At 43.3% G+C, this 25,512-nt stretch carries 24 protein-coding genes; 11 read left to right on the top strand and 13 right to left on the bottom strand.

Annotation, left to right across the window (positions count from 1 at the left end; genetic code table 11):
* Positions 1-139 precede the first annotated feature (139 nt).
* On the top strand, positions 140-550 hold the full coding sequence (rnk, locus tag PSE72_RS09470) for a nucleoside diphosphate kinase regulator (protein WP_004908251.1): 411 nt from the start codon (positions 140-142) through the stop codon (positions 548-550).
* A gap of 134 nt (positions 551-684) precedes the next feature.
* On the opposite strand, the gene pmbA is transcribed toward rnk, so the two are convergent.
* Positions 685-2,025, bottom strand: coding sequence for a metalloprotease PmbA (gene pmbA / locus PSE72_RS09475; protein WP_115167917.1), 1,341 nt, complete (start codon positions 2,023-2,025; stop codon positions 685-687).
* A 185-nt stretch (positions 2,026-2,210) separates the two neighbouring features.
* On the opposite strand from pmbA, the gene yjgA reads away from it, so the two are divergent.
* On the top strand, positions 2,211-2,756 hold the full coding sequence (gene yjgA, locus PSE72_RS09480; RefSeq protein WP_004258329.1) for a ribosome biogenesis factor YjgA: 546 nt from the start codon (positions 2,211-2,213) through the stop codon (positions 2,754-2,756).
* A gap of 71 nt (positions 2,757-2,827) precedes the next feature.
* Here the strand turns inward: yjgA and PSE72_RS09485 are convergent, their stop codons facing one another.
* The 11 genes from PSE72_RS09485 to PSE72_RS09535 form a co-directional block, all read right to left on the bottom strand.
* A complete protein-coding gene (locus PSE72_RS09485; RefSeq protein ID WP_115167918.1) occupies positions 2,828-3,415 on the bottom strand; it encodes an RBBP9/YdeN family alpha/beta hydrolase in 588 nt (195 codons plus the stop codon).
* 60 nt (positions 3,416-3,475) lie between these two features.
* The gene (locus tag PSE72_RS09490; protein ID WP_004908240.1) at positions 3,476-3,763 is read right to left on the bottom strand and encodes a barstar family protein; all 288 of its coding nucleotides are present in this window, start codon (positions 3,761-3,763) and stop codon (positions 3,476-3,478) included.
* 12 nt (positions 3,764-3,775) lie between these two features.
* On the bottom strand, positions 3,776-4,264 hold the full coding sequence (locus PSE72_RS09495; protein WP_115167919.1) for a ribonuclease domain-containing protein: 489 nt from the start codon (positions 4,262-4,264) through the stop codon (positions 3,776-3,778).
* A gap of 109 nt (positions 4,265-4,373) precedes the next feature.
* Positions 4,374-5,819, bottom strand: a complete 1,446-nt coding sequence (gene tldD, locus PSE72_RS09500) for a metalloprotease TldD (protein ID WP_115167920.1) — start codon at positions 5,817-5,819, stop codon at positions 4,374-4,376.
* A gap of 5 nt (positions 5,820-5,824) precedes the next feature.
* Positions 5,825-6,676: a deaminated glutathione amidase gene (nit1, locus tag PSE72_RS09505; RefSeq protein ID WP_004908231.1), complete on the bottom strand. Its 852-nt coding sequence runs from the start codon at positions 6,674-6,676 to the stop codon at positions 5,825-5,827.
* Entirely contained in the window at positions 6,676-10,467 is a 3,792-nt protein-coding gene (gene yhdP, locus PSE72_RS09510; protein WP_115167921.1) for an AsmA2 domain-containing protein YhdP, read from the bottom strand. The genes nit1 and yhdP overlap by 1 nt, the downstream gene beginning before the upstream one ends.
* A 14-nt stretch (positions 10,468-10,481) precedes the next feature.
* Complete coding sequence (gene rng / locus PSE72_RS09515) at positions 10,482-11,951, bottom strand: ribonuclease G (protein WP_004908223.1); 1,470 nt, start codon at positions 11,949-11,951, stop codon at positions 10,482-10,484.
* Positions 11,948-12,535, bottom strand: a complete 588-nt coding sequence (locus tag PSE72_RS09520) for a Maf family protein (RefSeq protein ID WP_115167922.1) — start codon at positions 12,533-12,535, stop codon at positions 11,948-11,950. Before PSE72_RS09520 ends, rng begins: the two co-directional genes overlap by 4 nt.
* Positions 12,536-12,570: 35 nt before the next feature.
* Positions 12,571-13,059, bottom strand: a complete 489-nt coding sequence (gene mreD / locus PSE72_RS09525) for a rod shape-determining protein MreD (RefSeq protein ID WP_115167923.1) — start codon at positions 13,057-13,059, stop codon at positions 12,571-12,573.
* A 44-nt stretch (positions 13,060-13,103) separates the two neighbouring features.
* Entirely contained in the window at positions 13,104-14,072 is a 969-nt protein-coding gene (gene mreC, locus PSE72_RS09530) for a rod shape-determining protein MreC (protein ID WP_109911672.1), read from the bottom strand.
* Between the two features lie 85 nt (positions 14,073-14,157).
* On the bottom strand, positions 14,158-15,201 hold the full coding sequence (locus tag PSE72_RS09535; RefSeq protein ID WP_004908213.1) for a rod shape-determining protein: 1,044 nt from the start codon (positions 15,199-15,201) through the stop codon (positions 14,158-14,160).
* Positions 15,202-15,806: 605 nt separating this feature from the next.
* Here PSE72_RS09535 and acuI point away from each other — a divergent pair.
* The 9 genes from acuI (at position 15,807) to fis (ending at position 23,892) form a co-directional block, all read left to right on the top strand.
* Complete coding sequence (acuI, locus tag PSE72_RS09540; protein WP_115167924.1) at positions 15,807-16,790, top strand: acrylyl-CoA reductase (NADPH); 984 nt, start codon at positions 15,807-15,809, stop codon at positions 16,788-16,790.
* 232 nt (positions 16,791-17,022) lie between these two features.
* A complete protein-coding gene (gene aroQ, locus PSE72_RS09545; RefSeq protein ID WP_004908209.1) occupies positions 17,023-17,487 on the top strand; it encodes a type II 3-dehydroquinate dehydratase in 465 nt (154 codons plus the stop codon).
* A gap of 18 nt (positions 17,488-17,505) precedes the next feature.
* Complete coding sequence (accB, locus tag PSE72_RS09550; protein ID WP_004908206.1) at positions 17,506-17,976, top strand: acetyl-CoA carboxylase biotin carboxyl carrier protein; 471 nt, start codon at positions 17,506-17,508, stop codon at positions 17,974-17,976.
* A 12-nt stretch (positions 17,977-17,988) separates the two neighbouring features.
* The gene (accC, locus tag PSE72_RS09555) at positions 17,989-19,335 is read left to right on the top strand and encodes an acetyl-CoA carboxylase biotin carboxylase subunit (RefSeq protein WP_004908205.1); all 1,347 of its coding nucleotides are present in this window, start codon (positions 17,989-17,991) and stop codon (positions 19,333-19,335) included.
* A gap of 176 nt (positions 19,336-19,511) precedes the next feature.
* Complete coding sequence (locus PSE72_RS09560; RefSeq protein ID WP_004908202.1) at positions 19,512-19,754, top strand: DUF997 family protein; 243 nt, start codon at positions 19,512-19,514, stop codon at positions 19,752-19,754.
* On the top strand, positions 19,744-21,204 hold the full coding sequence (gene panF / locus PSE72_RS09565) for a sodium/pantothenate symporter (RefSeq protein WP_115167925.1): 1,461 nt from the start codon (positions 19,744-19,746) through the stop codon (positions 21,202-21,204). Before PSE72_RS09560 ends, panF begins: the two co-directional genes overlap by 11 nt.
* 198 nt (positions 21,205-21,402) lie before the next feature.
* Positions 21,403-22,287 carry a 50S ribosomal protein L11 methyltransferase gene (gene prmA, locus PSE72_RS09570; RefSeq protein WP_115167926.1) on the top strand — a complete coding sequence of 295 codons (885 nt, stop codon included), beginning with the start codon at positions 21,403-21,405 and terminating at the stop codon, positions 22,285-22,287.
* Between the two features lie 317 nt (positions 22,288-22,604).
* Positions 22,605-23,588 carry a tRNA dihydrouridine synthase DusB gene (gene dusB, locus PSE72_RS09575; protein WP_004908195.1) on the top strand — a complete coding sequence of 328 codons (984 nt, stop codon included), beginning with the start codon at positions 22,605-22,607 and terminating at the stop codon, positions 23,586-23,588.
* 7 nt (positions 23,589-23,595) lie between these two features.
* The gene (gene fis / locus PSE72_RS09580; protein ID WP_004258438.1) at positions 23,596-23,892 is read left to right on the top strand and encodes a DNA-binding transcriptional regulator Fis; all 297 of its coding nucleotides are present in this window, start codon (positions 23,596-23,598) and stop codon (positions 23,890-23,892) included.
* Positions 23,893-23,956: 64 nt separating this feature from the next.
* Here the strand turns inward: fis and PSE72_RS09585 are convergent, their stop codons facing one another.
* On the bottom strand, positions 23,957-25,507 hold the full coding sequence (locus tag PSE72_RS09585) for a methyl-accepting chemotaxis protein (RefSeq protein ID WP_109911670.1): 1,551 nt from the start codon (positions 25,505-25,507) through the stop codon (positions 23,957-23,959).
* Positions 25,508-25,512: the final 5 nt, after the last annotated feature.

A 25,512-nucleotide genomic window follows, 5' to 3' on the forward strand; every position in this document is an offset into this window, starting at 1 on the left:
CAGGCTTAGAGATCGTGATCATGATCTCTTCCCTTTAAAGCGTATAGCGCCTAATATTTTAAACAAACTTATTTCTAGCGACACCCCCTACCTTATGGGTGGGGGGTGTTTGCTTTGTATGTCTCTATTGGAGTGTGGTATGACAAAGCCAACAATTATTATCAATGATTTAGATGCTGAACGTTTAGATGCACTGATGGAACAGCCGGCTTATGCGGGCACACCGGTTGCCGAAGCGCTAAATGATGAACTTGACCGTGCAGATATTCTTAGCCCACAAGAAATCCCTGCGGATGTGGTCACGATGAACAGTACCGTTCGCTTTTTGGATTTAATCAGCAACGAAGAACGCACACGCACCTTAGTTTACCCTGCGTCACTGAAAGATAGTGCGGAGCAACTGTCTGTGATGGCTCCGATTGGTGCAGCCTTGTTGGGCTTGCATGTAAACGATGAAATCAGCTGGGAATTGCCAAACGGTGTTCAAACACGTGTTCGTGTACTTGAAATCGTTTATCAACCAGAAGCAGCTGGTGAGTTCCACCGTTAATCACGACAACGGCTGAATTAAAGAAGGCTTAGCGAAAAAAGTTTTTATTTAAAAAACTCAGGCAAGCCCTCTGGCATATTCAGGCACTCAATTGAGTGCCTTTTTTGTTGCCATTAAATAAGCAAAGTAGAGAACTATTCTCCCGCAATACTCATTTCTGGGATCAATACCGAACCACACTGAATATTACTGCGAGTTTCAATATCATCAGCGATAGTCACCATATTCGCCCACATATCTTTTAGGTTTCCAGCAATAGTAATTTCACTCACTGGGTACTGAATCTCACCATTTTCGACCCAAAAACCTGAAGCGCCACGAGAATAATCTCCTGTAATCCCACTCACCCCTTGGCCCATTAACTCAGTAACGATTAGCCCTGTTCCCATTTGTTTCAGTAATGCATCAAATGAAAGCCCTTGGCCTGCAATACGCCAGTTATGGATGCCGCCCGCGTGGCCAGTGCTTTGTAAACCTAGCTTTCTTGCTGAATAGCTGGTCATCAACCACGTTTGTAGAACACCATTTTCGACGATATTGCGTTCACAAGTGCGAACACCTTCGCTATCAAAAGGTGATGATGCTAATCCACCCATTAAATGCGGTTGCTCATTGATAGTTAGCCAGCTTGGTAGAATTTGCTTTCCTAAGCTATCGAGCAAGAAAGAAGATTTGCGGTAAATACTACTGCCACTAATGGCACCAACTAAGTGACCAAACAGACCTGTAGCCACTTCGGCCGCAAAAATAACAGGCGCTTTCATCGTAGGTAATTTACGAGGTGATAAACGAGATAAGGTGCGTCGAGCGCATTCCTGCCCAACCCACTCAGGGGACTGTAATGCACCTAAGCTACGACCGATCGTATAAGCGTAATCACGTTCCATCTCACCATTTTGCTCTGCAATCACACAACTCGACATCGAATAGCGGCTTGAGCAGTAGCTTTGCAGCATACCATGGGAGTTGCCAAATACACGTACACCATAGTGCCCATTAAAACTGCCGCCTTCGGTATTCACAATGCGGGGGTCTGCATTTAATGCTGACATTTCTGCAACTGATGCTAAGCGGATAGCTTCTTCGGGAGAAAGTTCGCTCGCTTGAAACAAATTGAGGTCAGGAGCTTCAAAAGCCAACAAAGATTTGTCTGCCGGCCCTGCACACGGGTCTTCTGAGGTGTAATTAGCGATATCAATTGCCGCTTGAACGGTGCGTTCAATCGCTTCAGGGCTTAAATCTGTAGAAGAGGCACTACCTTTACGTTGTTGATGATAAACGGTGATCCCTAATGCCCCATCACTGTTAAACTCAACATTTTCGACTTCCCCTTGGCGGGTACTCACACTAATTCCTGTGCTTTTGTTTACTGCGACTTCCGCAGCATCACAACGTGTTTTTGCAAAATCTAATGCGTGTGCGACGGCTTCTTCGAGTTTTTTACGTTGTTCAGTGACTTGTTCAGTTACACTCATGCTTTAGTCCAATCAATAATATGGGGGAAACGTGATTTTCTGCCCTAACACGTAAATGCTAGGTAGTCATAGAGGGGTTTTCCCAGTTACAATATATAATAGATGAATGTTAACACTCACAACACAGTAAATCATATTAATTACGCGTAATTAAACCACTGTGTTCGGTAAAAAGGAAAATCGATATGGCCAAACAGCCTGATGACTGGCTGGATGATATCCCAGCGCCGCAAGACGAAGAAGATGAGGAAATCATTTGGGTCAGTAAAAGCGAAATTAAGCGCGATGCTGAGATCCTCAAAAAATTAGGGGCTGAGCTCGTTGATTTAAGTAAAAGTGAATTAGAACGTATTCCGTTAGATACTCAATTACTTGAAGCTATTGAACTTGCTCAAAAAATCAAACGTGAAGGCCGTCGTCGCCAATTACAATTGATTGGTAAGTTACTACGTTCACGTGAGGTTGAGCCGATTACAGAGGCTCTGGATAAGCTTAAAAACCGTCACAACCAACAAGTAGTCATTTTACATAAACTGGAAGACTTACGAACCCGTTTATTAGATGGCGGTGATGAAGTCATTGAAGACGTAGTTGCCCTGTTCCCACAAACAGACAGGCAACAATTGCGTGCATTAGTCCGTAATGCGAAAAAAGAGCGTGAAGGCAATAAACCGCCAAAAGCCTATCGCCAAATCTTTCAATATTTGAAAGATCTGTCTGAAATGGCTTAATAAATTATCCCCTATGCTACGGCTAGGGGATTTTTCTTGGTAAATGTACCTAGTATTCTTACCAGCCATAACTAGCTAAAATGCGCTTTGATTGTATCAAGTAGTGTTTTGAACTCAGTATAGCCTTCTCTATCAAGGAAATGCCCGGCAGATTCTTCAATAATAACCTGTGTTTTTAAAGCCTCTGCCAATGCTTTCGAAGACCTTGGTGACACAATTTCATCATTGGTTGATATAATCGATATTCGATTATTTGCTATCTGTATGAGTTCATCATAATTCAATGGCTCAAGGGTGTGATGCTGTAATTCTGGCAATGTTTCTTGCGTTTCATCAAACCCTGATACCAATACATAACCCGCTACCGATTGCCTCGTATTTTGCAAAAATCGTAATGCGGTAATGCAACCTAAGCTATGACCAATCAAAACCGTATTTTCATCAATATCAAAAGGTAAGTGTTGTAAGCGCTGCTGCCACCTTTCAGGATGAGGAGCGAGTGAGTCAGGCATGATGGGTACGTTAACAAAAGCGCCTAAGGCTTCAAGCTCTGATTTCAACCATGGAAACCAATTTTTATCAGGGGATGCCGTATAGCCGTGAACAATAAGGAATTTTTTTTCTTTTAGCGGAAATGCAGTGCAGGTAACGTTATTCATCCTAAAGACCCCTATCAGCTCAGTTATCTTATTTAGACTTTACCATGAGTGATAGGAATATTAGTTAGAGCTTTTTGTTATATCTAAAGCAAAAACGAACTCTTCTTCCCACATATCTTGTGCGTCATTCATCACATCAATAACATCTGCGAATTTTATACGTTGTTCGGCCGTCATATGTGAAAACGTAATGGTTACAGGCAACTCAATGCCTGCGGAAACCATGTCCCACAGGGCATCAAGATTATAGCCAAACCAATCAGGAAGGGAAAATTGTTGAGCAAATTGGTCATAAAAATCATTCAATGAGTTTATCTGCCTGAAATCAAAGCTCACCTGTTTGCTCATTATGATTTTCCTTTAGTTGACTTGAGTAAAGCTCTTATAGTGGTCATGAGTCACAAAAATCATCCCATCCGATGAGTACAGCAAACGGTCTGCCCCGCGATGACCACAGCGATAATTGATATCTGCTTCAAACCACTGACGCCCTTGTGCAATTGGCAAACTTTTTTCACGGTTAGAAAAACGGTCTCCGCCAATTGCTCTTCCAGGTAACACATCGCAAAGGTTACCTTTTTTCGCATCCCATCCGGCTTCACGGGCTTGTTTCTTCGTCATATAGAAAGCTGGAAGTTTTTGATATTTTTCCATAAAACTAACCACGTTGTCTTGTGCAGTTAGCTTATCAATCGGTTGTGGTGTTTCTTTTGGCGTTATCACTTCACGAGAAGGTGGATTGCTTTGATTAATGGATGGTTCAGATGGTGTTTTATCTCCACCATTAAAATAAAGGCTAATCACAATCAAAATAGCCATCAATACGACAGGTAAAAAACGTTTATTCATAACACCTCAGTTGTTTTGTGCTTTGCAGGCACACAATCGCCCTAGTCACAACATCGACAAGAAGTTGTCACCAGGGCGAGCAGAGCCTAGTTTATATCGCCATAAACGATTATGCGGTACCGCCAACGGTCAGTTTGTCCAGTTTTAATGTAGGTTGGCCGACACCAACAGGGACACTTTGGCCTTCTTTACCACAAACACCAACGCCTTTATCTAGCGCTAAGTCATTACCAACCATTGAAATCTGCTGCATAGCTTCAACACCCGAGCCTATTAACGTCGCCCCCTTCACAGGAGAAGTAATCTTACCCTTTTCAATCAGGTAAGCTTCTGATGTTGAAAATACAAATTTACCTGAGGTGATATCTACCTGACCACCACCAAAGTTTGGTGCATAAATGCCTTTATCCACACTAGCAATAATTTCTTCTGGCGTTGATGTCCCTGCTAACATGTAGGTATTGGTCATACGCGGCATCGGTAAGTGCGCATAAGATTCACGGCGTGCATTACCTGTTGGAGCAACTCCCATCAGGCGTGCATTCAGTTTATCTTGAATATAATTACGTAAAATACCATTTTCTATTAGGACGTTATACTGCCCAGGCACCCCTTCGTCATCAATAGCGAGAGAGCCACGACGGCCCGCTATCGTGCCATCATCCACGACGGTACACAGTGGTGATGCGACTTGTTCACCAATTTGGCCTGAAAATACAGATGTGCCGCGACGGTTAAAGTCACCCTCTAAACCATGCCCTACAGCTTCATGCAATAGAACCCCAGGCCAACCGGCACCTAGCACAACAGGCATCATTCCCGCAGGAGCCGCAACTGCAGACAAGTTCACCAGTGCCATACGCACCGCTTCGCGTGCATATTGTTCAGCAACTACTTGCCCTTGGTGAATTTCCAAGAAATATTCATAACCATAACGACCACCACCGCCACTTGCACCGCGTTCACGCTTACCGTCATGTTCCACCAGCACGCTGACTGACAAACGCACTAACGGGCGAATATCTGCCGCCAAAGTACCATCTGTTGCGGCGACTAACACTTGCTCATAAACACCGGTTAAACTAGCATTGACCTCAATGACACGCGGGTCTTCTGCGCGTGCAACTTGGTCAACACGATGCAGCAAATCAATTTTTTGTTCCCGCGATAAGCTTTGCAGTGGATCTGCCACTGAATACAATTTTTTATATTCAACGTTAGTTAAAATTTGTGATTTACCAGAGCCTTGCTCATTCACAATGCTGCGTGCAGCGGTAGCACTTTGTGTCAGCGCGTGTAGCGAAATTTGGTCTGCATAAGCAAAACCCGTTTTTTCACCACTAACAGCTCTCACACCAACACCTTGGTCGATATTGTAAGAGCCATCTTTGATGATCCTATCTTCAAGCACCCATGACTCATGGAAGCTCGATTGAAAGAACAGATCCGCATAATCTAGATGGCGCTCAGATAACAAACCTAAAATGTCATACAGATTTTCTTGCCCAAGGCGGTTGGCGGCCAGCAAATGTTCGCTGACAGAAACTAAACTCATATTCGTTACTCTTTGGTTTCTTTTTTAATCAATGATGTCAATTGCGGTCTAAAACGGTTGTGTTTTACCACTTTTATTTGCTCGCGCATGACACTCAAGCTGTCTGTTTTAATATTCAGTACCGTAGAAGCGACGGCATCCACGTTCTTTTTCATCACTTTACCCCACCCATCAACCGCAAGGCTATGCCCCCACGTGCGACGTGTACCGTGCACACCGACTTGAGCAGGTGCTAAAATATAGCATTGGTTTTCTATCGCACGGGCTCGTAATAACGGCTCCCAATGTGCTTGACCGGTGTAACGGGTAAATGCCGCTGGTACAGAGATAATTTCTGCACCTTGCTCACGTAATGCTTGGAATAAACCAGGAAAGCGTAAATCATAACAAATCGTCATGCCAAGGCGGCCCACCGGCGTATCAACAACGGTAATATGTTCACCACGCTGATAAATCACGGATTCGTTATAAGTGCCTTGTTCATCTTCGATATTGACATCAAACATATGAATTTTATCGTAGCGCGCTTTAATGTTTCCTTCGGCATCAAATAATAAGCTACTACTTGTAATACGTTCGGGATCTTCACGGCTAATCATTGGCATTGAGCCAATTAAAATCCAAACATGATAACGTTTGGCCATTGCGCTGATCGCTTTTTGCAAAGGGCCTTTTCCTTGCTCTTCCGCTTGTTTACGATAGGTCGCTGCATCTGCAAATAACAATGCGTTTTCAGGTGTCAGTACTAACTCAACAGTTTCTGGTAACTGTTTGATCTGTTGTTCGATTTGCGCCAAATTGTGTTTAGTATTATTTCCGCTACATAACTGCAAAAGTGCAACGTTGCCATTTTTCATTACTCTTGAGTCTCCTTCAGTTGACGTAATACTTCATCAATTTTCGGCTCGTCCAAGCTACCTGTTACTCGGTAACGAATAACGGAAACTTTACTCCATAGTGGACCGAGCACTTTTGTTGCCGCAAATACGGCAGCGCCTGCAAATGGGTTTACCACAAACGCGGTTGCTACTCCTACTGTAGCAGATATTTCCGGTGTAATGACGGCTTCAACATTAATTTGGCGTTTAACGAGGTCAATTTGACCATTAAAAGCAATATCGGCAACTAAACCATCAACATAGGTATTTTTCGAAACCAGTACACCATTTTTAATGGTCGCATCACCTTTAATGGAATCAAAATCAAAGTCATCACTAAATGTATCGCTAAAATCAAATCGTAGTTTACGCAACAGCGCATCAAAGCTGACTAGACGCAATATTTGCCCTGCACGACCGCCCCCCATTTGTGCAATCGCTCCTTTACCCAATTTTGCAGACATTTTACCATTTAAAGAGGCAATATCTGGTGACCAAGGCAAATTAGCCCAATCTAAATCAAATTCAATAGTATAAGGTGATTGGATAATGGGAACCAATATACCAAAATACGCTGCTGTTTCGTCAAAAGCTTCGCCGGTCAATGAACCTGCAATTTGCGTTTTATTGCCGTTTTCGCTATTCCAAATAGCATCTAGCGTTAATTTCGTAACACTGTTATCTAGCGTGCCATCGGTCAGTTGCAATAACGTCCCTTTAGGTTGGATATTCGCACTAATTTCACCCAATTTCTGCCCAGCAACCCAACATTCTTTACAATGAAACTGCAATTGTGGCCATTGGCTAAAATCAAATTGTGTTGTGGCAAGGTCATTGATTTGAGCACTAGAGGAAGTGCTAGGGTTGTAATACAAATAATCAATAGCGACCTGCCAAGGCTGTGAAGCAAAGATTTGTAACGAGCCTTTTAGGTTTTCACTGTTGATACTGACCAATTGCTCAGGCCGTTGTAAATCATAAGAAAAGTTTACTGCGTTCCATTGCTGCCCAGCGAGGTAGATTGATGGAATATTGACCTGGAGCATATCCGGCAAGCCAATATTCATACCACCTTCGCGGCTATGGGATGACACTAGTAACCCAGCTAATTTCTCCCAGTTCATATCAGTAATCGCTGGCAAATCGACAATAAAAGCTGAGTTTTTAGGGAGTTCAGGGATAACATCACGCCATTGAGCAATATGGGCTTTTAATAAACTCAGAGGTTTGTCACTCAACCCCCATTGAGTATTAAAACCAATGCGCTTACCGATATCACCACCAACCACCAACTGTTCTGTGGTTCCTTTTGCTTGAACATTAATTTGCCCAAGCTCTGCTAACAAAGCGTTATCAATAGCAGGTAGTTGGCTTTTCAGTTGTTTTAGCCCTGCGGTGACGTCTATTTGTAAGCCAACGGGTTCTTTTGCCGTATTCGGAATGGTGATAGCGACTTGGCTTTTCCAGTCAGTGGTTCCTGATAATTTTTGTTTAATATCAGCAGGTAACATTGCCAACTTATTCACCGCCCAGTTTCCGTTAATATTCACATCCACTAAATAATTTTTTGCTTGGTCAGTGGTAGTGAAATCGACAGTAATTGGCTGTTCAAACCAGTGTCCACGCAGGTTTTCACCGCGTAAATCTCCATTGTTAAACTCAAAGCTACCCGTTAAAGCAGAAATAGTGCTATCAATTGGCTGAATATATAAATCGTTTTTATTGAGATTGACCTTTCCTTTAGCAACAACATCCTTACCCGCCACCAGTGGAATAGATAACCCTAACTGGCCATTAACAGTTCCCCCAATTTGTAACTCTTCAAGCGTATCGCCAATTGAGTGGTTCATCGGGGTATGCACAAAATATTGCTGGATTTGTTTTCCAGTTCCATTGATATCTGCATTGATATACAGCATTTCTTTAGTGTAATCAGGGATATTGGCATCAAGATTGGTTGCCGTGGCATCTGCCAATTTTACCGTTGGTGCATGCATAAATAGCCCTGCACGCCTAAAGTCTAAATTCATATCTAAGTTCAATAATGCAGGCCATTCACTGTCATATTCGAATGTCGCATTACGCAGAGGGACATAAACCTGGAATTGCCCATCATTGTTATCGTATGGGAAATGAGCTGGGTCACCTTTATAGACCAACGTCGCATTATCTACACTACCTGCGATAATGGCTTTCGTCAGGTAATCCGCCACATCTTGCCCCATTAATTTTTGTGGGAAATAACGCCACGCATCCCCTGCATCATCTAAACGAATTCCGGCAAGAATGGCGAGATCGGCATAATTTCCTTTTTTCGCTTTTGCGTAACGAAACTCACCATTTGCCCAAAGAGACTGAGCTTGTACCTCTAATGATGGGCTCCACAGTTTAAATTCACTGTCATTATTTACCCAATGGAACTGACCTGTTGCCGTCTTTATTAAAAAAGGAGCTTTAAATTCATCGCGATAGTCCACTTCACTATCTTGCAAGCTAACTGTGGCACTACCACTTTGCATGCCACCAATTAAAACACCCGAAAAATGATTGACTGAAGGCAACTCTTTCCATTTTTTCCAGCTGACATTTTGCCAATCCATGTTGATTTGTACGTTTTCAGGCATGTTTTGTGTGATATCAAGGGCAAATTCACTCACTACACCAGTTGGTTGGCGATGTTGCCAATCTTGTACCATTTCAGGTGTCAAAAAAGAAAATGTGGGCAAAACTTCGCTTAAACGTTCGAGTTCAATATCTTTAGCACGGATGCGCCAATGGTCATTATCTTGATATTTTTTGCTGGCAGGCAAATACAATACAGAGACGCTCCCTTGCGGCCAGATAAACTCATTGGTTTTCAAGGTATCAAGCTCAGGAATGTTAAATAACCACCCATTCCCCTGCCTTTTCATTCGCAAAAGCAAATCATTAACTTGTAGGTTTTGGGCTAATTCGCCCGTTCCCCAGTTAGCTTCGCCTTGTCGTAGTTGAATAAGGCCGCTATCAATTCGATGATTTCTCAGGGTTACCCAAGAAGACAGGCTAAAATTGGCATCCCGCAATGAAGTATTGTCACGCATCCAGCGGCTAAGCCATGGCTGCATGTCAATATTATCCGCTTGTAGATAAAAAATACCGTCACTTAACACGCCGTTTTTATCTGACACATCAAGCTTTACTTGCAGATAGCCATGCTGCTTATTAATGGTTTCAAGACTCACAAAACCTTGAGCACGATGCCGTTCATTATCATTAAGCCATGAAAGCTCAGGTAAAATCAGCGTTGTTTTTTGTTCAGAAGGTGTGAGGAAGGTTAATTGGCTTTCTTTTAATATAAAGTGGTCGAATTGCCGTAAAAATAGCTCTTCAATGCTATCTAAAGACTCGCCTTTCGCGGAGTCTCCAAGGCTAAAAGGGACTTTATAATCAACATTTAACTGATAGAAGGTTAAATCACGAAAGCGCCAGCGTAGAGAAAATAATGAGCCCCAGATATCTAATTCAACCGTAATAGTATTCGCGGTGACATCCGTAGTTTTACTCTGTAAAGCGACATCGGATAACGTCAGTACAGGGCCAAAAGATTGCCAAGCCCCTTCGATTTTACCAATTTGTACAGATACATCGGTCTTTTTTTCAACATAATCGACCAAATCCTGTCGATAGTTGTCGATATTAGGCAGAAGAAAACGCAGCCCTGACAGCACTAATGCACACAGCAATAATATAACCGCGGTCGTCACCAGTGCTACACGTGGCAGTCGTCTCACTCAAATCTCCTTAATTACATCATTACGACGTCAAAACGTTCCTGACTGTAAAGAGGTTCAGTCTGAACTTTAACTTGCTTCCCAACAAAGATTTCAACTTCTGCGAGGGCATGTGATTCATCCCCTTTAAGGACATCAACCACCGCTTGGGATGCATAAACTAAAAACCTATCTGCATCGATAGTACGGTGAACGCGAACTATTTCACGTAAAATTTCATAACAAACTGTTTCTACCGACTTAACGGTTCCGCGACCTTGGCAAGTTGGGCAGTCATCACATAACACATGTTCTAGGCTTTCTCTTGTGCGCTTACGCGTCATTTCAACTAAACCCAGTTGCGAAAAACCATTAATGGTGGTTTTGACTTTATCTTTGCTCAATGCCTGCTCTAATGATGCTAGCACACGGCGACGATGTTCAGGGTCAACCATGTCGATGAAGTCAATAATAATAATACCGCCTAAGTTACGTAAACGCAGTTGCCTTGCTATCGCTTGAGTCGCCTCGATATTAGTATTGAAGATGGTTTCTTCAAGATTACGATGACCAACAAATGCTCCAGTATTGATATCAATCGTCGTCATGGCTTCAGTTTGGTCGATAATCAGATAACCACCTGATTTTAGCTCTACTTTTCGATCCATGGCTCGCTGAATTTCGTTTTCAACGTCAAATAAGTCAAATATTGGCTGATTACCTTGATAAAGTTCGAGCTTAGCCGTCATTTCTGGTACATACTCTTCGATAAACTCTTGCAATTGAGTATAGGTCAAACGGGAGTCAACACGAATACGATCAAGATGAGCACCAGCAAAATCACGGATAATGCGGTAAGCAAGCGCTAATTCACCATAGATTTTTGTGCGAGTCACATTACGTTTTTTTCGTTCAATCACTTTCGCCCACAGGCGCTTTAAGAAGGCCGCATCCTGTTTAACTTCCTCTTCCCCGACCCCTTCTGCTGCCGTACGGATGATAAAACCACCATTTTCATCACAATACTGTGAAACACACTCTTTTAGGCGTTCTCTTTCAACTTCACTTTCAATACGTTGAGAAACTCCCACATGGGAAGCCCCTGGCATAAAGACCAAATAACGAGAAGGGAGAGTAATATCCGTAGTAAGACGAGCGCCTTTGGTGCCAAGGGGGTCCTTGACGACTTGAACGATTAAATCTTGCCCTTGCTTAACGAGCTCAGCGATGTCCCTGACATGAAAGTTTTTTTGTTCGTCACCCGCAATGCATTCCGTATGGGGCATGATATCCGAAGCGTGCAAAAAGGCCGCTTTATCTAGACCAATATCAACAAAGGCCGCCTGCATCCCCGGTAAGACACGGCTCACGCGGCCTTTGTAAATATTCCCTACTAATCCTCTTTTTGCTTCTCGCTCAACATGAATTTCTTGTAATATCCCACCATCAATATAAGCAACGCGCGTTTCAGATGGTGTAATGTTCACTAATAGTTCCGCAGTCATGACTTCCCCTTACCATCACTTAACGCTAAAAATCGCTGAATTAGCTCGTCTGTTTCAACCAGTGGTAAACCAACAACCCCATGGTAGCTGCCATTGATTTTACGTATAAAACGCCCACCAATGCCTTGTATTCCATAAGCGCCAGCCTTATCCATTGGCTCTCTTGACTGTATATAATCCCGTATTTCGAGTAAAGATAACTCGCGGAATGTCACATCCGTCACAATTAGTGACTGTATCGTCTGTTGACGGTTGGATAAGGCAATCGCCGTCATCACTTGATGAGTTTTTCCCGATAACGCACTTAGCATCTCTTCTGCATGCTGGCAATCGCGCGGTTTTTCCAAAATTTTGCCTGCAAGAACAACAATAGTATCGGCGCCCAAAACAGGTTGATTATCGGGTGCTATCGCAACACCGGCTAAAGATTTATCTCGTGCAAGACGTTGAACATAGTCTTGAGGCGTCTCCCCTTCCTGCCACTGTTCTTCTACCTCTGGACGTAAAATTTCAAAAGTATAATTAAGTTGCTGAACAAGTTCACGTCGACGGGGTGAGCCAGACGCAAGATAAATTAAACACATAAACTGTATTCCCAGTCAGACCGACAACTAACACCCTAACATACTGAAAATTGCCGACGAATTTTACGTAAAAGCAAAAATAGCCATGGCCATAGAATACCATTCACTACGCTATTCCAAAATACTTGCGGATGGAATAATACTTGTGATGATAGAAATTCAGCCCAAAAAACAGCAAGATCCTGAATGATAGTGAGCAACATAATCACCAGCGCTTGCTGCCACAGCGCCATATTGCGCAACAACTGGTGCTTATAAGAGACGAGATAGCAAATAATGCTAAAAGAGAGGGCATGTACCCCCAGTGCTGAACCCTGAATGGAATCAACGATAATCCCTAAGATAAAGCTCGTACCAACACTCACACGGTGTGGTAGCGCCATCACCCAATAAGTGAGAATTAACAGAAGCCATGATGGCCGGTAAAAGCTGAGTTGCTCCGGCCAAGGCATGACTTGCAAAATCAAGGCAATAAAAAACGATAACCAAATGATGGCGCGGCCATTTCCACGATACTCATCCATGCTGATTTACTCTCTTGCCCATAACCATACTGTGTTTCCTCTACTTATGGTTGTGACGTCGGAGCCATTGATGGTGGCAATGGAGGCCCCTGAATTTCATTCGGGTTAGGTAATACTTGTGGCAATACTTTCATTAAGCGTTCATTTGCTGCCCGATAGACTTCCGAAGGCTGTAATGGCGTTTTAGGGTCGTTATCATTTCCCCATAATAACAGAAGGTAACGTAAACGCTGTAATTCGGCGCTCGGCTTCGCACTAATGATAGTATAAGCTCGTTGTGTGTCATGTTTTACGGCAGAGACCACCCCTACTGGATAACCTTCAGGGAAACGCCCCCCTAGCCCTGACGTGACAAGGACGTCACCAACACGAATATCGGTATTTTCAGGTAACGGTTCTAATTGGATATCATCAGCACATCCAGAACCGGCTGCAATCACACGAACATCATTACGTAATACTTGCACAGGCAATGCATGGGTAGTGTCACAAATTAGCAGGACACGGCTATTAAAATTACTTACCCCAACCACTTGGCCAACAACGCCTTTATCACTAATAACAGGCTGCCCTTCATAAACGCCTTCATTACTGCCTTTATCTATAACCACTTGGTCACGATATGGCGTATTCGCGCCTGAAATAACTTGCGTGACCATCATGTGTTCATCTTGGCGAAGTGGCGAGCCAAGCAACTCCCTTAAGCGTGCATTTTCCTGCTTAAGTTGCTCTAAAAGCAAGTTATCCGCTTTTTTCAGTAATAGCTCTTGGCGTAAGGCTTTGTTTTCGAATTGCAGTTGTTCTCTTGAAGAGAAACTTTCGGAGATATTATCTAGAAATTGGCGTGGGCCATTCGCTAAAAAATAGAATGGGCTAACCGCCGTGTCTAAGTAGTTACGGACTTTATTGAAAGGCTCAAAACGATGGTCAATCACCACCAGTACAAGTGCAATGATTACCGCAAAAAATATGCGTAACTGTAGGGATGGACCTCGCCTAAAAATTGGCTTCATGTGTGGCTAAGTTTCGCTAATGTCAGAGGAACAAAAAATAGTCAAAACAGTTGGAGAACCTCCCCAACCGTTTCTAAAAGGCCATTTAGTCTTCGCTAAACAGGTCGCCACCGTGCATATCAATCATTTCTAACGCTTTACCGCCGCCACGCGCGACACAAGTTAGTGGATCTTCTGCAACAATAACCGGGATACCCGTTTCTTCCATCAATAAGCGATCTAAATTACGAAGAAGCGCGCCACCACCCGTTAAGACCATACCGCGTTCTGAGATATCTGAGGCCAGTTCAGGAGGACACTGTTCAAGTGCTAGCATTACCGCGCTGACAATTCCTGTCAGAGGTTCTTGCAATGCTTCTAAAATTTCATTGGAATTCATTTTAAATCCACGAGGCACACCTTCTGCAAGGTTACGACCGCGAACTTCAATCTCGTAAACTTCATCGGTTGGAAATGCAGAACCAATTCCATGTTTGATGCGTTCTGCTGTCGCCTCACCTATCAGTGAGCCATAATTACGACGTACATAGTTAATGATAGACTCATCGAAACGGTCACCACCAATACGCACCGAAGAAGAGTAAACAACACCATTTAAAGAAATAACAGCAACTTCTGTAGTACCACCACCAATATCAACAACCATTGAGCCTGTAGCTTCTGATACAGGTAACCCAGCACCAATAGCTGCAGCCATCGGCTCTTCAATTAAGAAGACTTCACGCGCACCCGCACTTAGCGCGGACTCACGAATGGCTTTACGCTCAACTTGTGTTGCACCAACAGGCACACAAACAAGGACTCGCGGACTAGGGCGTAAAAAACTGTTACTATGAACTTGTTTGATGAAGTGCTGTAACATTTTTTCAGTCAAGAAAAAGTCAGCGATAACACCGTCTTTCATTGGCCTGATTGCCGAAATATTGCCTGGTGTACGTCCCAGCATCTGCTTCGCTTCACCACCGACTGCAGCAACGCTTTTTGGCGATCCAGAGCGGTCTTGACGAATAGCAACTACAGAGGGTTCATTTAATTTTACGCCTTGTCCTTTGACATAAATAAGGGTATTGGCCGTACCCAAGTCAATAGACAGGTCATTAGAAAACATGCCACGAAATTTTTTAAACATAACGAAAGAGTTATCCTGCAAGCTGGGGACGAATTTAAACCCGTCTACTCTACCAACCACTTGAAGCAGCCTCAAGGCGTTAATGAGCTGCTTCTATAAATATGGTTAATTCATCTATTTTTCACGTACCGTACTGTACATGCTTCTTATGTAAACGAAGCAGATAAAAACCCCAAAAATAGATATTAATTGTATTCTTTACCTACAGGATAAAATTATACAGAAAAACATCTACTCTTTGGTTGTTATATACTCCATCTTTTTCTTCCCAGTGTGACAAGTTATTGGGGCAACAAGTTCAAATATTATTTAGTTCTTTTTATTATTGCTACACACTGGCTATTTCCAATACAAATTGGGTGAATTCGCTGGGTGTTCGCTCTATTATCTACCAAAAACGCGGCAAATTTATGTCAATACGCAAAATGAATCCGTCGAGATGCGATATTTTGCATGATAAAAGCCTATTTATGCCAGAAAAAAATTATTTTTTACAAATTAATTACAATATTAATAGCTTAAACACTGTCACTACGTCAATGAATTACCCGCAAATTTTAGGCACTTTTAAAGTACATATTTAATCATTTTATTAGGAGTGAAAGATGAAAGCTCTCATCCTGCAACAATCGGAAGATAAAATTATCTCTGGCATTCAACCTCTAACCACAGAAATGCTACCGGCCGGTGAGATTATAGTCGATATTCATTGGTCCACACTCAATTATAAAGATGGGTTAGCCATTTGTGGAAAGGCGGGTGTCGTTCGCCAATATCCAATGGTACCCGGTATCGATTTTTCAGGTGTGATCCACCACAGCGAAGACCCTCGCTTCCAAGTTGGCCAACATGTGCTACTGACTGGATGGGGAGTGGGCGAAACGCATTGGGGGGGCTTAGCTTCTCAAGCAAGGGTTCCGGCTAAATATTTAACGCCTCTTCCAGAGAATTTATCTTTAAAGCAAGCGATGGTTATTGGCACTGCTGGCTTTACCGCTATGCTTTGCGTAAACGCTTTAGAAGAAGCGGGTGTGACACCAGATAAAGGCGAAGTCATCGTGAGTGGCGCTAGCGGTGGTGTTGGTAGTACTGCCGTGCAATTACTGTCTTTACTGGGTTATGAGGTTGTCGCGATTTCAGGTCGAGAAGAAAACAGCGGTTACCTGCAAAGTTTAGGTGCTAAGAGAGTATTACCTCGCAGTGATTTCACTCACCCTGCTAAACCATTAGACAAACAGCTATGGGCAGGGGCGATTGATACTGTAGGCGGTGAATTACTCGCCAATCTTCTTGCACAAACACACTATAACGGTACTGTTGCAGCCTGCGGTTTAGCCGGTGGCTTCGACTTACCAACTAGCGTCATGCCATTCATTTTACGTAATGTCCGCCTACAAGGTGTGGATTCTGTTTACTACCCTGCTGCAAGTCGCACTAAAGTATGGCAGCGCCTTGCAGATACTCTCCCCGCGGCTTTCTATGAGCAAGTCAGCAATGAGATTAAATTAGAAGATTCTGTCGAATATGCAAAAAAACTCTTAAAAAATGAAGTTACTGGGCGTACGCTAGTTAACCTACGTGCGGAGTAACGCATTTGTTGCGGTACTCCCGCCTAAATAGGGATTACCGCACATTTTCAAAAATAAATTCGGGTAATTTCTCTGATAAGACCAGTATTTTGCTGCTATATGTCACGAAATAATTATAATGACGGACTTTGTCAGTAGAAAATCCATTTATTTTTATGATAAAAGATGACAAACGCTTAGCATCGCGTTATGTTGTCGGGCTATTGATAATATCGTCGGAGTTAGCAGCATAATGGCAGAAGATATTCACATTTTACTCTTGAATGGGCCAAACCTGAACCTGCTAGGTACACGGGAACCTGATAAATATGGCAACCAAACTCTTGCTGATATTGTATCCAAGCTCGAGGCAGAGGCAAACCCGCTAGGAGTAAAACTGAGTCATTTTCAGTCAAACGCAGAATTTGAACTCATCGATAAAATTCATGCTGCACGTCATGATGTTGATTTTATCCTCATCAATCCGGCTGCATTCACACATACCAGTGTTGCACTACGTGATGCATTACTCGCGGTGAGTATCCCGTTTATCGAGATCCACCTGTCTAATGTGCATGCTAGGGAATCATTTCGCCAACATTCTTATTTCTCCGATAAAGCTATCGGTGTAATTTGTGGTCTAGGTGCTGATGGTTATAGTTTTGCTTTACAGGCAGCGGTTAACCGTCTGCGCCTAATTAATTCAATCCAAATATAAGAGTACGGAATCATATCCATGGATATTCGTAAAATTAAAAAGCTGATCGAGCTGGTCGAAGAGTCTGGCATTTCTGAACTGGAAATTTCTGAAGGGGAAGAGTCAGTACGTATCAGCCGCGTTTCACCTGCTGCTCAGGTTATGGCTGCACCTCAACAGTATTACTCAGCACCGGTTGCACAACAACCTGCTCTGGCTAATGCAGTTGCACCATCTGAAGCAATGGTAGCGCCAGCTGCACCAGCTGCAGTTGCAGGTCACCAAGTTCGCTCACCAATGGTCGGTACTTTCTACCGCGCACCAAGCCCAGAAGCGAAGCCATTTGTCGAAGTTGGTCAAACGGTCAGCGTTGGTGATCCACTTTGCATCGTTGAAGCGATGAAAATGATGAACCAAATCGAAGCAGATAAAGCAGGCGTTGTTAAAGCCATTCTGTTGCAAAACGGTGATGCAGTAGAATTTGACGAGCCATTAGTTGTCATCGAATAACGAGGCGTTTCCATGCTGGAAAAAATTGTTATTGCTAACCGTGGAGAAATCGCATTACGTATTTTGCGTGCCTGTAAAGAACTTGGCATCAAAACAGTAGCGGTTCACTCTACGGCAGATAGCGATCTAAAACACGTGTTACTGGCTGATGAAACAATTTGTATCGGCCCAGCAGCATCAGCGAAAAGTTACTTAAATATCCCTGCGATTATCTCAGCAGCGGAAATTTCAGGTGCGCAAGCAATTCACCCAGGATATGGTTTCTTGGCTGAAAATGCAGATTTCGCAGAACAAGTTGAAAACTCAGGTTTTGTTTTTATCGGTCCAAAAGCTGAAACCATCCGCCTAATGGGTGATAAAGTTTCTGCCATTAACGCGATGAAAAAAGCCGGTGTACCTTGCGTTCCGGGTTCTGATGGCCCATTAGGGAACGACACTGAAAAAAATAAAGCCATCGCGAAACGTATCGGCTACCCTGTCATCATCAAAGCATCTGGTGGTGGTGGTGGTCGTGGTATGCGTGTGGTACGTAATGAGAAAGATTTAGAATCTTCTATCAACCTAACACGTGCTGAAGCGAAATCCGCTTTTAATAATGATATGGTTTACATGGAAAAATTCCTTGAAAACCCACGTCATATTGAAATTCAAGTCATGGCTGATGGCCAAGGCCATGCGGTTTACTTGGCTGAGCGTGACTGTTCAATGCAGCGTCGCCACCAAAAAGTGGTTGAAGAAGCACCAGCTCCAGGTATTACACCTGAAATTCGCCGCAATATCGGTGAGCGCTGTGCCAATGCGTGTATTGAAATCGGTTATCGCGGTGCAGGTACTTTCGAATTCTTATTTGAAAACGGTGAGTTCTACTTCATCGAAATGAATACCCGTATTCAAGTTGAGCACCCAGTCACTGAAATGATCACTGGTGTAGACTTGATTAAAGAGCAGCTGCGTGTTGCATCTGGGTTACCATTATCAGTTAAGCAGGAAGATATTGTGGTTCACGGCCATGCTGTGGAATGCCGTATCAACGCAGAAGACCCGAATACCTTCATCCCAAGCCCGGGCAAAATCACCCGTTTCCACTCTCCTGGTGGTTTTGGCGTACGTTGGGAATCTCATATTTACGCAGGCTACACTGTACCTCCGTATTATGACTCAATGATTGGTAAATTAATTACTTATGGTGAAACTCGTGAAATCGCTATTTCTCGTATGAAAAATGCGTTAAACGAACTTATCGTCGATGGTATTAAAACCAATATTGAACTGCACCAAATGATTATGAGCGATGAAAATTTCCAAAAAGGCGGAACTAACATCCACTATTTAGAGAAAAAACTGGGTATTGCTGAATAAGTCAGCGATAACCTGTTTAACTCATCGTTAATCGATACCGTAACGCGCTGCGTTACGGTATTTTTTTATGCTAAATACGCTTTATTGCACTTTTCTTCTGCTATTTTTCACACTCAGCCCACGGATTATCGTACAATTGCTGATTATTTTTTTATGGGAATGAAGGGGAATAACGGGTGGATAAACGTTTTCTTCAATCAAATAAAGAAGCACGCTGGTCATTTTATTTGACTATCGCCTATCTAGTCGGCTGGGTTATTAGTGCCTACCTGCCGGACAATACACTTGGAGTTACAGGGCTACCACTGTGGTTTGAATGGTCTTGTCTCATCTTACCCATCATTTTTATTTTGCTCTGCATTATGATGGTTAAACTGATTTTTAAAGACATCTCTCTGGAGGAGAATGATGCAGATTGAAGTTCTCCTGCCTCTCGTCGGCTACCTAGCTCTCGTCTTTTTGCTATCCATTTATGCATATAAAAAACGAACAAAAGGCGAGTTTTTAAATGAATACTTTTTAGGTAATCGTTCAATGGGCGGCTTTGTCCTTGCGATGACCATTACCGCTACCTATATTAGTGCGAGTTCTTTTATTGGTGGGCCGGGAGCTGCCTATAAATATGGCCTAGGTTGGGTGCTATTGGCGATGATCCAACTGCCTGCTATTTGGCTTTCCCTCGGCGTACTTGGTAAAAAATTTGCTATTTTGGCGCGTCGCTATAATGCCGTTACGCTCAACGATATGCTGTATGCACGCTACCAAAGCCGATTTTTAGTGTGGTTTGCCAGTGTTAGCCTGCTCATTGCCTTTTTTGGTGCCATGACAGTGCAATTTATTGGTGGTGCGCGCTTATTAGAAACAGCAGCAGGTATTCCATATACTTACGGGTTAATAATTTTTGGGGTTTCCATCGCACTCTACACCGCAATTGGTGGGTTTAGAGCTAGCGTATTAAATGACGCACTGCAAGGGCTAGTGATGCTATTAGGCACGGTGATCCTACTAGTGGCGATTATTTACCATGCCGGTGGTCTACCCTCTGCAATAGAAAAAATGCATAGCATAGACCCGAAATTGGTATCGCCTGAAGGTGCAGATGACATTTTAAGCGGGCCATTTTTAGCGTCATTTTGGGTTTTGGTCTGTTTTGGGGTGATAGGCTTACCTCACACCGCAGTACGTTGTATTTCATATAAAGACAGTAAAGCGGTTCACCGCGGCATTATTTTGGGAACTATCGTCATGGCAGTGCTGATGTTTGGTATGCACTTTGCAGGCGCTCTCGGTCGCGCAATTTTACCTGACCTCACGATCCCAGACCAAGTGATCCCGACCTTGATGGTACAAGTTCTGCCACCTTTCGCAGCAGGGATCTTCCTAGCGGCACCAATGGCTGCGATTATGTCGACGATCAACGCACAACTGCTGCAATCCTCAGCGACCATCGTAAAAGATATCTATCTGAACACTGTGCCAACGCAAATCAAAAATGAAAAGCGTCTTGCGCGGATCTCTAGCCTTTCCACTTTGGTCTTAGGTGCGTTGCTTTTAGTTGCAGCATGGAACCCGCCTCAAATGATTATCTGGCTGAACTTACTGGCTTTTGGTGGTTTAGAAGCCGTTTTCTTGTGGCCATTAGTCCTCGGGCTCTATTGGGAAAAAGCCAATGGGACAGGTGCAATCAGTGGTATGGTCGTCGGTGGCGTCAGTTATGCCATATTGGCAAGTTTTAAAATTGAAATCATGGGCTTTCACGCTATCGTCCCATCACTGATTTTTAGTCTTATTGCCTTTTTTGTCGGTAATCTTTTTGGCAAAAATCCAGTACAATCACCAGCAAACGAACAGGTAACTAGCACTCACTGATTCCTATCTACTGATAGGTGAATTTGGCGTTACCTAATGTAAATGAACAAATGCAATGCTCTAGATAATTCGCGTCATAGATAGGCGGCAAACGAGCTAATCCCTAGGAGCATACACCAGTATGTGACTAGAGTTAGTGAGCGCAGCCAACAACGCTATGGCGTGAAGAATAACGAGCATTTTAGAAGAGAAAAAACAATGCCTTGGATACAAATAAGACTAAACTCAACTGCAAAAGATGCTGAAAACCTTGGCGATGAGTTAATCGAAACAGGGGCGGTATCCGTCACTTTTCAAGATAGCCATGACACACCCGTGTTTGAGCCACTTCCAGGGGAAACACGTCTTTGGGGTGATACCGATGTTATCGGGCTCTACGATGCAGAAACCGACATGAAACTTGTCGTCGCTCAACTAGAAAATAGTCCTCTACTGGGCACGGGTTTTATCCATAAAATCGAACAATTAGAAGACAAAGATTGGGAAAGAGAGTGGATGGATAATTTTCATCCAATGCGCTTTGGAGAACGTTTATGGATCTGCCCAAGCTGGCGTGATGTACCCGACCCAACAGCGGTTAATGTGATGTTAGATCCTGGTCTCGCCTTTGGTACTGGAACACATCCAACCACCTCATTGTGTCTTCAATGGTTAGACGGTCTTGATCTCGAAGGTAAAACCGTGATCGACTTTGGTTGTGGATCCGGAATTTTAGCGATCGCTGCATTAAAATTAGGTGCCGCTCATGCGATTGGGATCGACATCGACCCTCAAGCTATCACCGCAAGCCGCGATAATGCGCAACGTAACGGTGTTTCAGAGCGTTTATCCCTATACTTACCGAAAGACCAACCTAATGACTTACAAGCCGATGTCGTGGTTGCTAACATCCTTGCTGGCCCATTACGCGAACTTGCCCCTATGATTAGTGTACTACCACGTCCGGGTGGGTTATTAGGTCTTTCTGGTGTACTCGCCAGTCAAGCTGAAAGTGTTGCGGATGCATACCGTTCAACTTTTGAAATTGACCCTGTCGCTGAAAAAGAAGAATGGTGCCGGATTACGGGTGTCAAGCATTTTTAGTGATTTTTTTTATTAAAATCAGAGAATAATTTCTTTGAAAACAACGCCAGAATAGATTATCTTATAGCTCAAATATTGCTCAATAGCTGGCGATAATCTGTTCTGCACGAGATTTGAACAGCACAACAGTTATTTTAATAAATCGTTATGGAACCAACTTAACTATTTGTTAAATATAACTAATTTTATAATTGCAAAGCTGCAAGATAAAAAAATTAGTGATAAATAACCGTTTGCTCAAAGTTTGTCCTTTCATATCTCGTAAAAAATGCGTAATATACGCGCCCTTGCAGTCACAGTATGGCCCCCATTTAGTTATGCGAATCGGACAATATCAGTTGAGAAACTGCCTTATTGCTGCCCCCATGGCAGGCATTACAGATAAACCGTTTAGGTCACTCTGTTATGACATGGGTGCTGGGATGACAGTATCAGAGATGCTTTCTTCTAATCCTCAAGTTTGGAAGACCGACAAATCTAGACTCAGAATGGTTCATCGCGATGAACTTGGGGTTCGTTCAGTGCAAATAGCTGGCAATGATCCCGATGAAATGGCTGCCGCGGCTCAAATCAACGTTGAGAGTGGCGCTCAAATCATCGATATCAACATGGGCTGTCCAGCTAAAAAAGTGAATCGTAAGCTTGCAGGCTCGGCACTGCTACGCTACCCAGAAATCGTGAAATCGATTCTTGAAGGTGTCGTCAAAGCAGTGGATGTGCCAGTTACCCTTAAGATCCGCACAGGCTGGTCACCTGAAGAGCGAAACTGCATAGAGATTGCCAAATTGGCCGAAGATTGCGGCATTCAAGCTCTCACTATTCATGGCAGAACTAGAGCCTGTCTGTTTAATGGGGAAGCTGAATATGACAATATTCGGGCAGTTAAGCAGACTGTTACCATTCCGGTTATTGCCAATGGCGACATTACTGACCCGCTAAAAGCCAGAGCTGTTTTAGACTACACAGGGGCGGATGCCTTGATGGTAGGCCGAGCAGCTCAGGGAAGACCCTGGATCTTCCGGGAAATCCAGCATTATCTGGACACAGGTGAAATATTGCCACCGATGCCTATGGCAGAGGTACAACGTATTATGCTAGCGCATGTACAGGAATTGCACGACTTTTATGGTCAAGGCAAAGGAGCCCGTATTGCGCGCAAACATGTTTCTTGGTACTTGAAAGAACATGCACCTGATGACCAGTTTCGGCGCTCATTCAACACCATTGAGGATGCCAGCGAACAGCTGGAGGTGTTGGAGGCATTTTTTGAAAATTTTTGCGTAAATAAAGATAAGAGCTGACAGAACTATGTTCGAACAACGCGTAAATTCTGACGTACTAACCGTTGCTACTGTAAATTCACAAGATCAAGTAACTCAAAAACCGTTACGTGACTCAGTCAAGCAAGCACTGAAGAACTATTTTGCTCAATTAAATAATCAAGATGTTAATGATTTATATGAGCTGGTATTGGCTGAAGTAGAACAGCCTTTGTTGGACATGGTTATGCAATATACCCGTGGAAACCAGACCCGTGCAGCCCTGATGATGGGTATCAACCGCGGCACTCTGCGTAAGAAACTGAAAAAATACGGCATGAACTAATCCTAGTCGGTTAATGCAGTGTTTTTGTGAGCCCTCACTGTAATGCAGTGAGGGCTTTTTATTATCAAGCCGCAGATAGATTAAACTTCTGAACCGCTTGTTGTAGGTCTTGAGTTTGCTGTGCTAATGAGTTGGCTGCTGTAGCCACTTGCTCAACTAAAGAGGCATTTTGCTGTGTAACACCGTCCATCTGTGTAATAGCGACCCCAACTTGGGCGATCCCTTTGCTCTGCTCTTCTGAAGCTACGGTGATTTGCTCCATAATTGCTGTCACCTCATTAATTCCTTGTAAAATATGCTCCATCGTTTTGCCCATCTCGTTCACTAAACCAGTTCCTTTTTGTACACAAGTTCCTGAGTCTGCAATTAACCGTTCAATTTCCATCGCTGCTTCTGCACTGTGGCTCGCTAACTTACGCACCTCTGCAGCGACCACCATGAAACCGCGCCCATGCACACCTGCACGAGCCGCTTCGATAGAAGCATTGAGCGCTAAGATATTAGTTTGGAAGCTGATATCGTTAATCATGTTGATGATATCTGCGATTTTTTGTGAACTTTGGGATATTTCACTCATAGTAACGACAACTGAATCAACAATGCTATTCCCTTTATTCGCGACCACGAACGCTTCACCGACTAGCTGATTAGCTTGAAGTGTGTTTTCCATATTCAGTTGAACTGCTGCTGTAATTTCCTCCATACTCGCTGCCGTCTCTTCTAACGCAGCGGCCTGCTCTTCGGTTCGAGATGAAAGGTCGCTATTACCGTTTGAAATTTCACTTGCCCCCAAATAAATATTGTCACTTCCTTGTCGGATTGTATTGACCGATTCACTTAAATCTTTTCTCATCCCTTCAAGTATTGGAAATAATTTTCCTACACAGCTATTTCCGAATGACTGTACAGGATGGCTTAAATCACCTTTTGCGATATCAATAAAATGCTGTCTCAGTAAACCTAGTGGTTTTTGCATCATTTCTGCCATATAGCGATCCGTAAAAATGAGCATGAAGATCCCTAATATTGCAGTGATGATCATAACCATTCGCGTAATATCCATCACGTTATCAACATGATTTCGAGCTTGGCTAATCAACTCTTCTGCTGTCTGGTTGAATTTTTGAATTGAAGAACCAAAAGCTCGGCTCAATGCGGGAGTGATATTATGGGCGTGGGACAAATATTTATTGGTATCACTTTCCATACTAAGGGCTAATTGAGGCTTTACCCCATCATCAAGTAGTGCTTGCCAACTGCTAATTACCTGCTCTGCAATTTCAGGAGTCATTGGCCCAGGGGAAATCAATTTCATCTGCTCTAAATATTTTTCCATATTGGACATTGCCTCTTTGACGGGACCATAGTCCACTGTTTTTCCTTCACTTTTACTTTCCATTACCCGGGTTAACCGTGTAACAAAACGGAAATATTGGTCATTTCCCTGACTGATCACCGTCATTTGTTGTACTAATTGCCTATCAATATCGTTTCCATCAGCAATGCGTGATAGTGACCAACCACTATATACATTCGTTCCCCCCAAGATCAGACACAAAATACTTAACAATACGAAGACCACAGTACGAATTGAGTAATTTCGAAGTTTCTGCATAGAAT

The organism is Providencia sp. PROV116 (assembly GCF_028482485.1).
Taxonomy (GTDB): Bacteria; Pseudomonadota; Gammaproteobacteria; order Enterobacterales; family Enterobacteriaceae; genus Providencia; species Providencia rettgeri.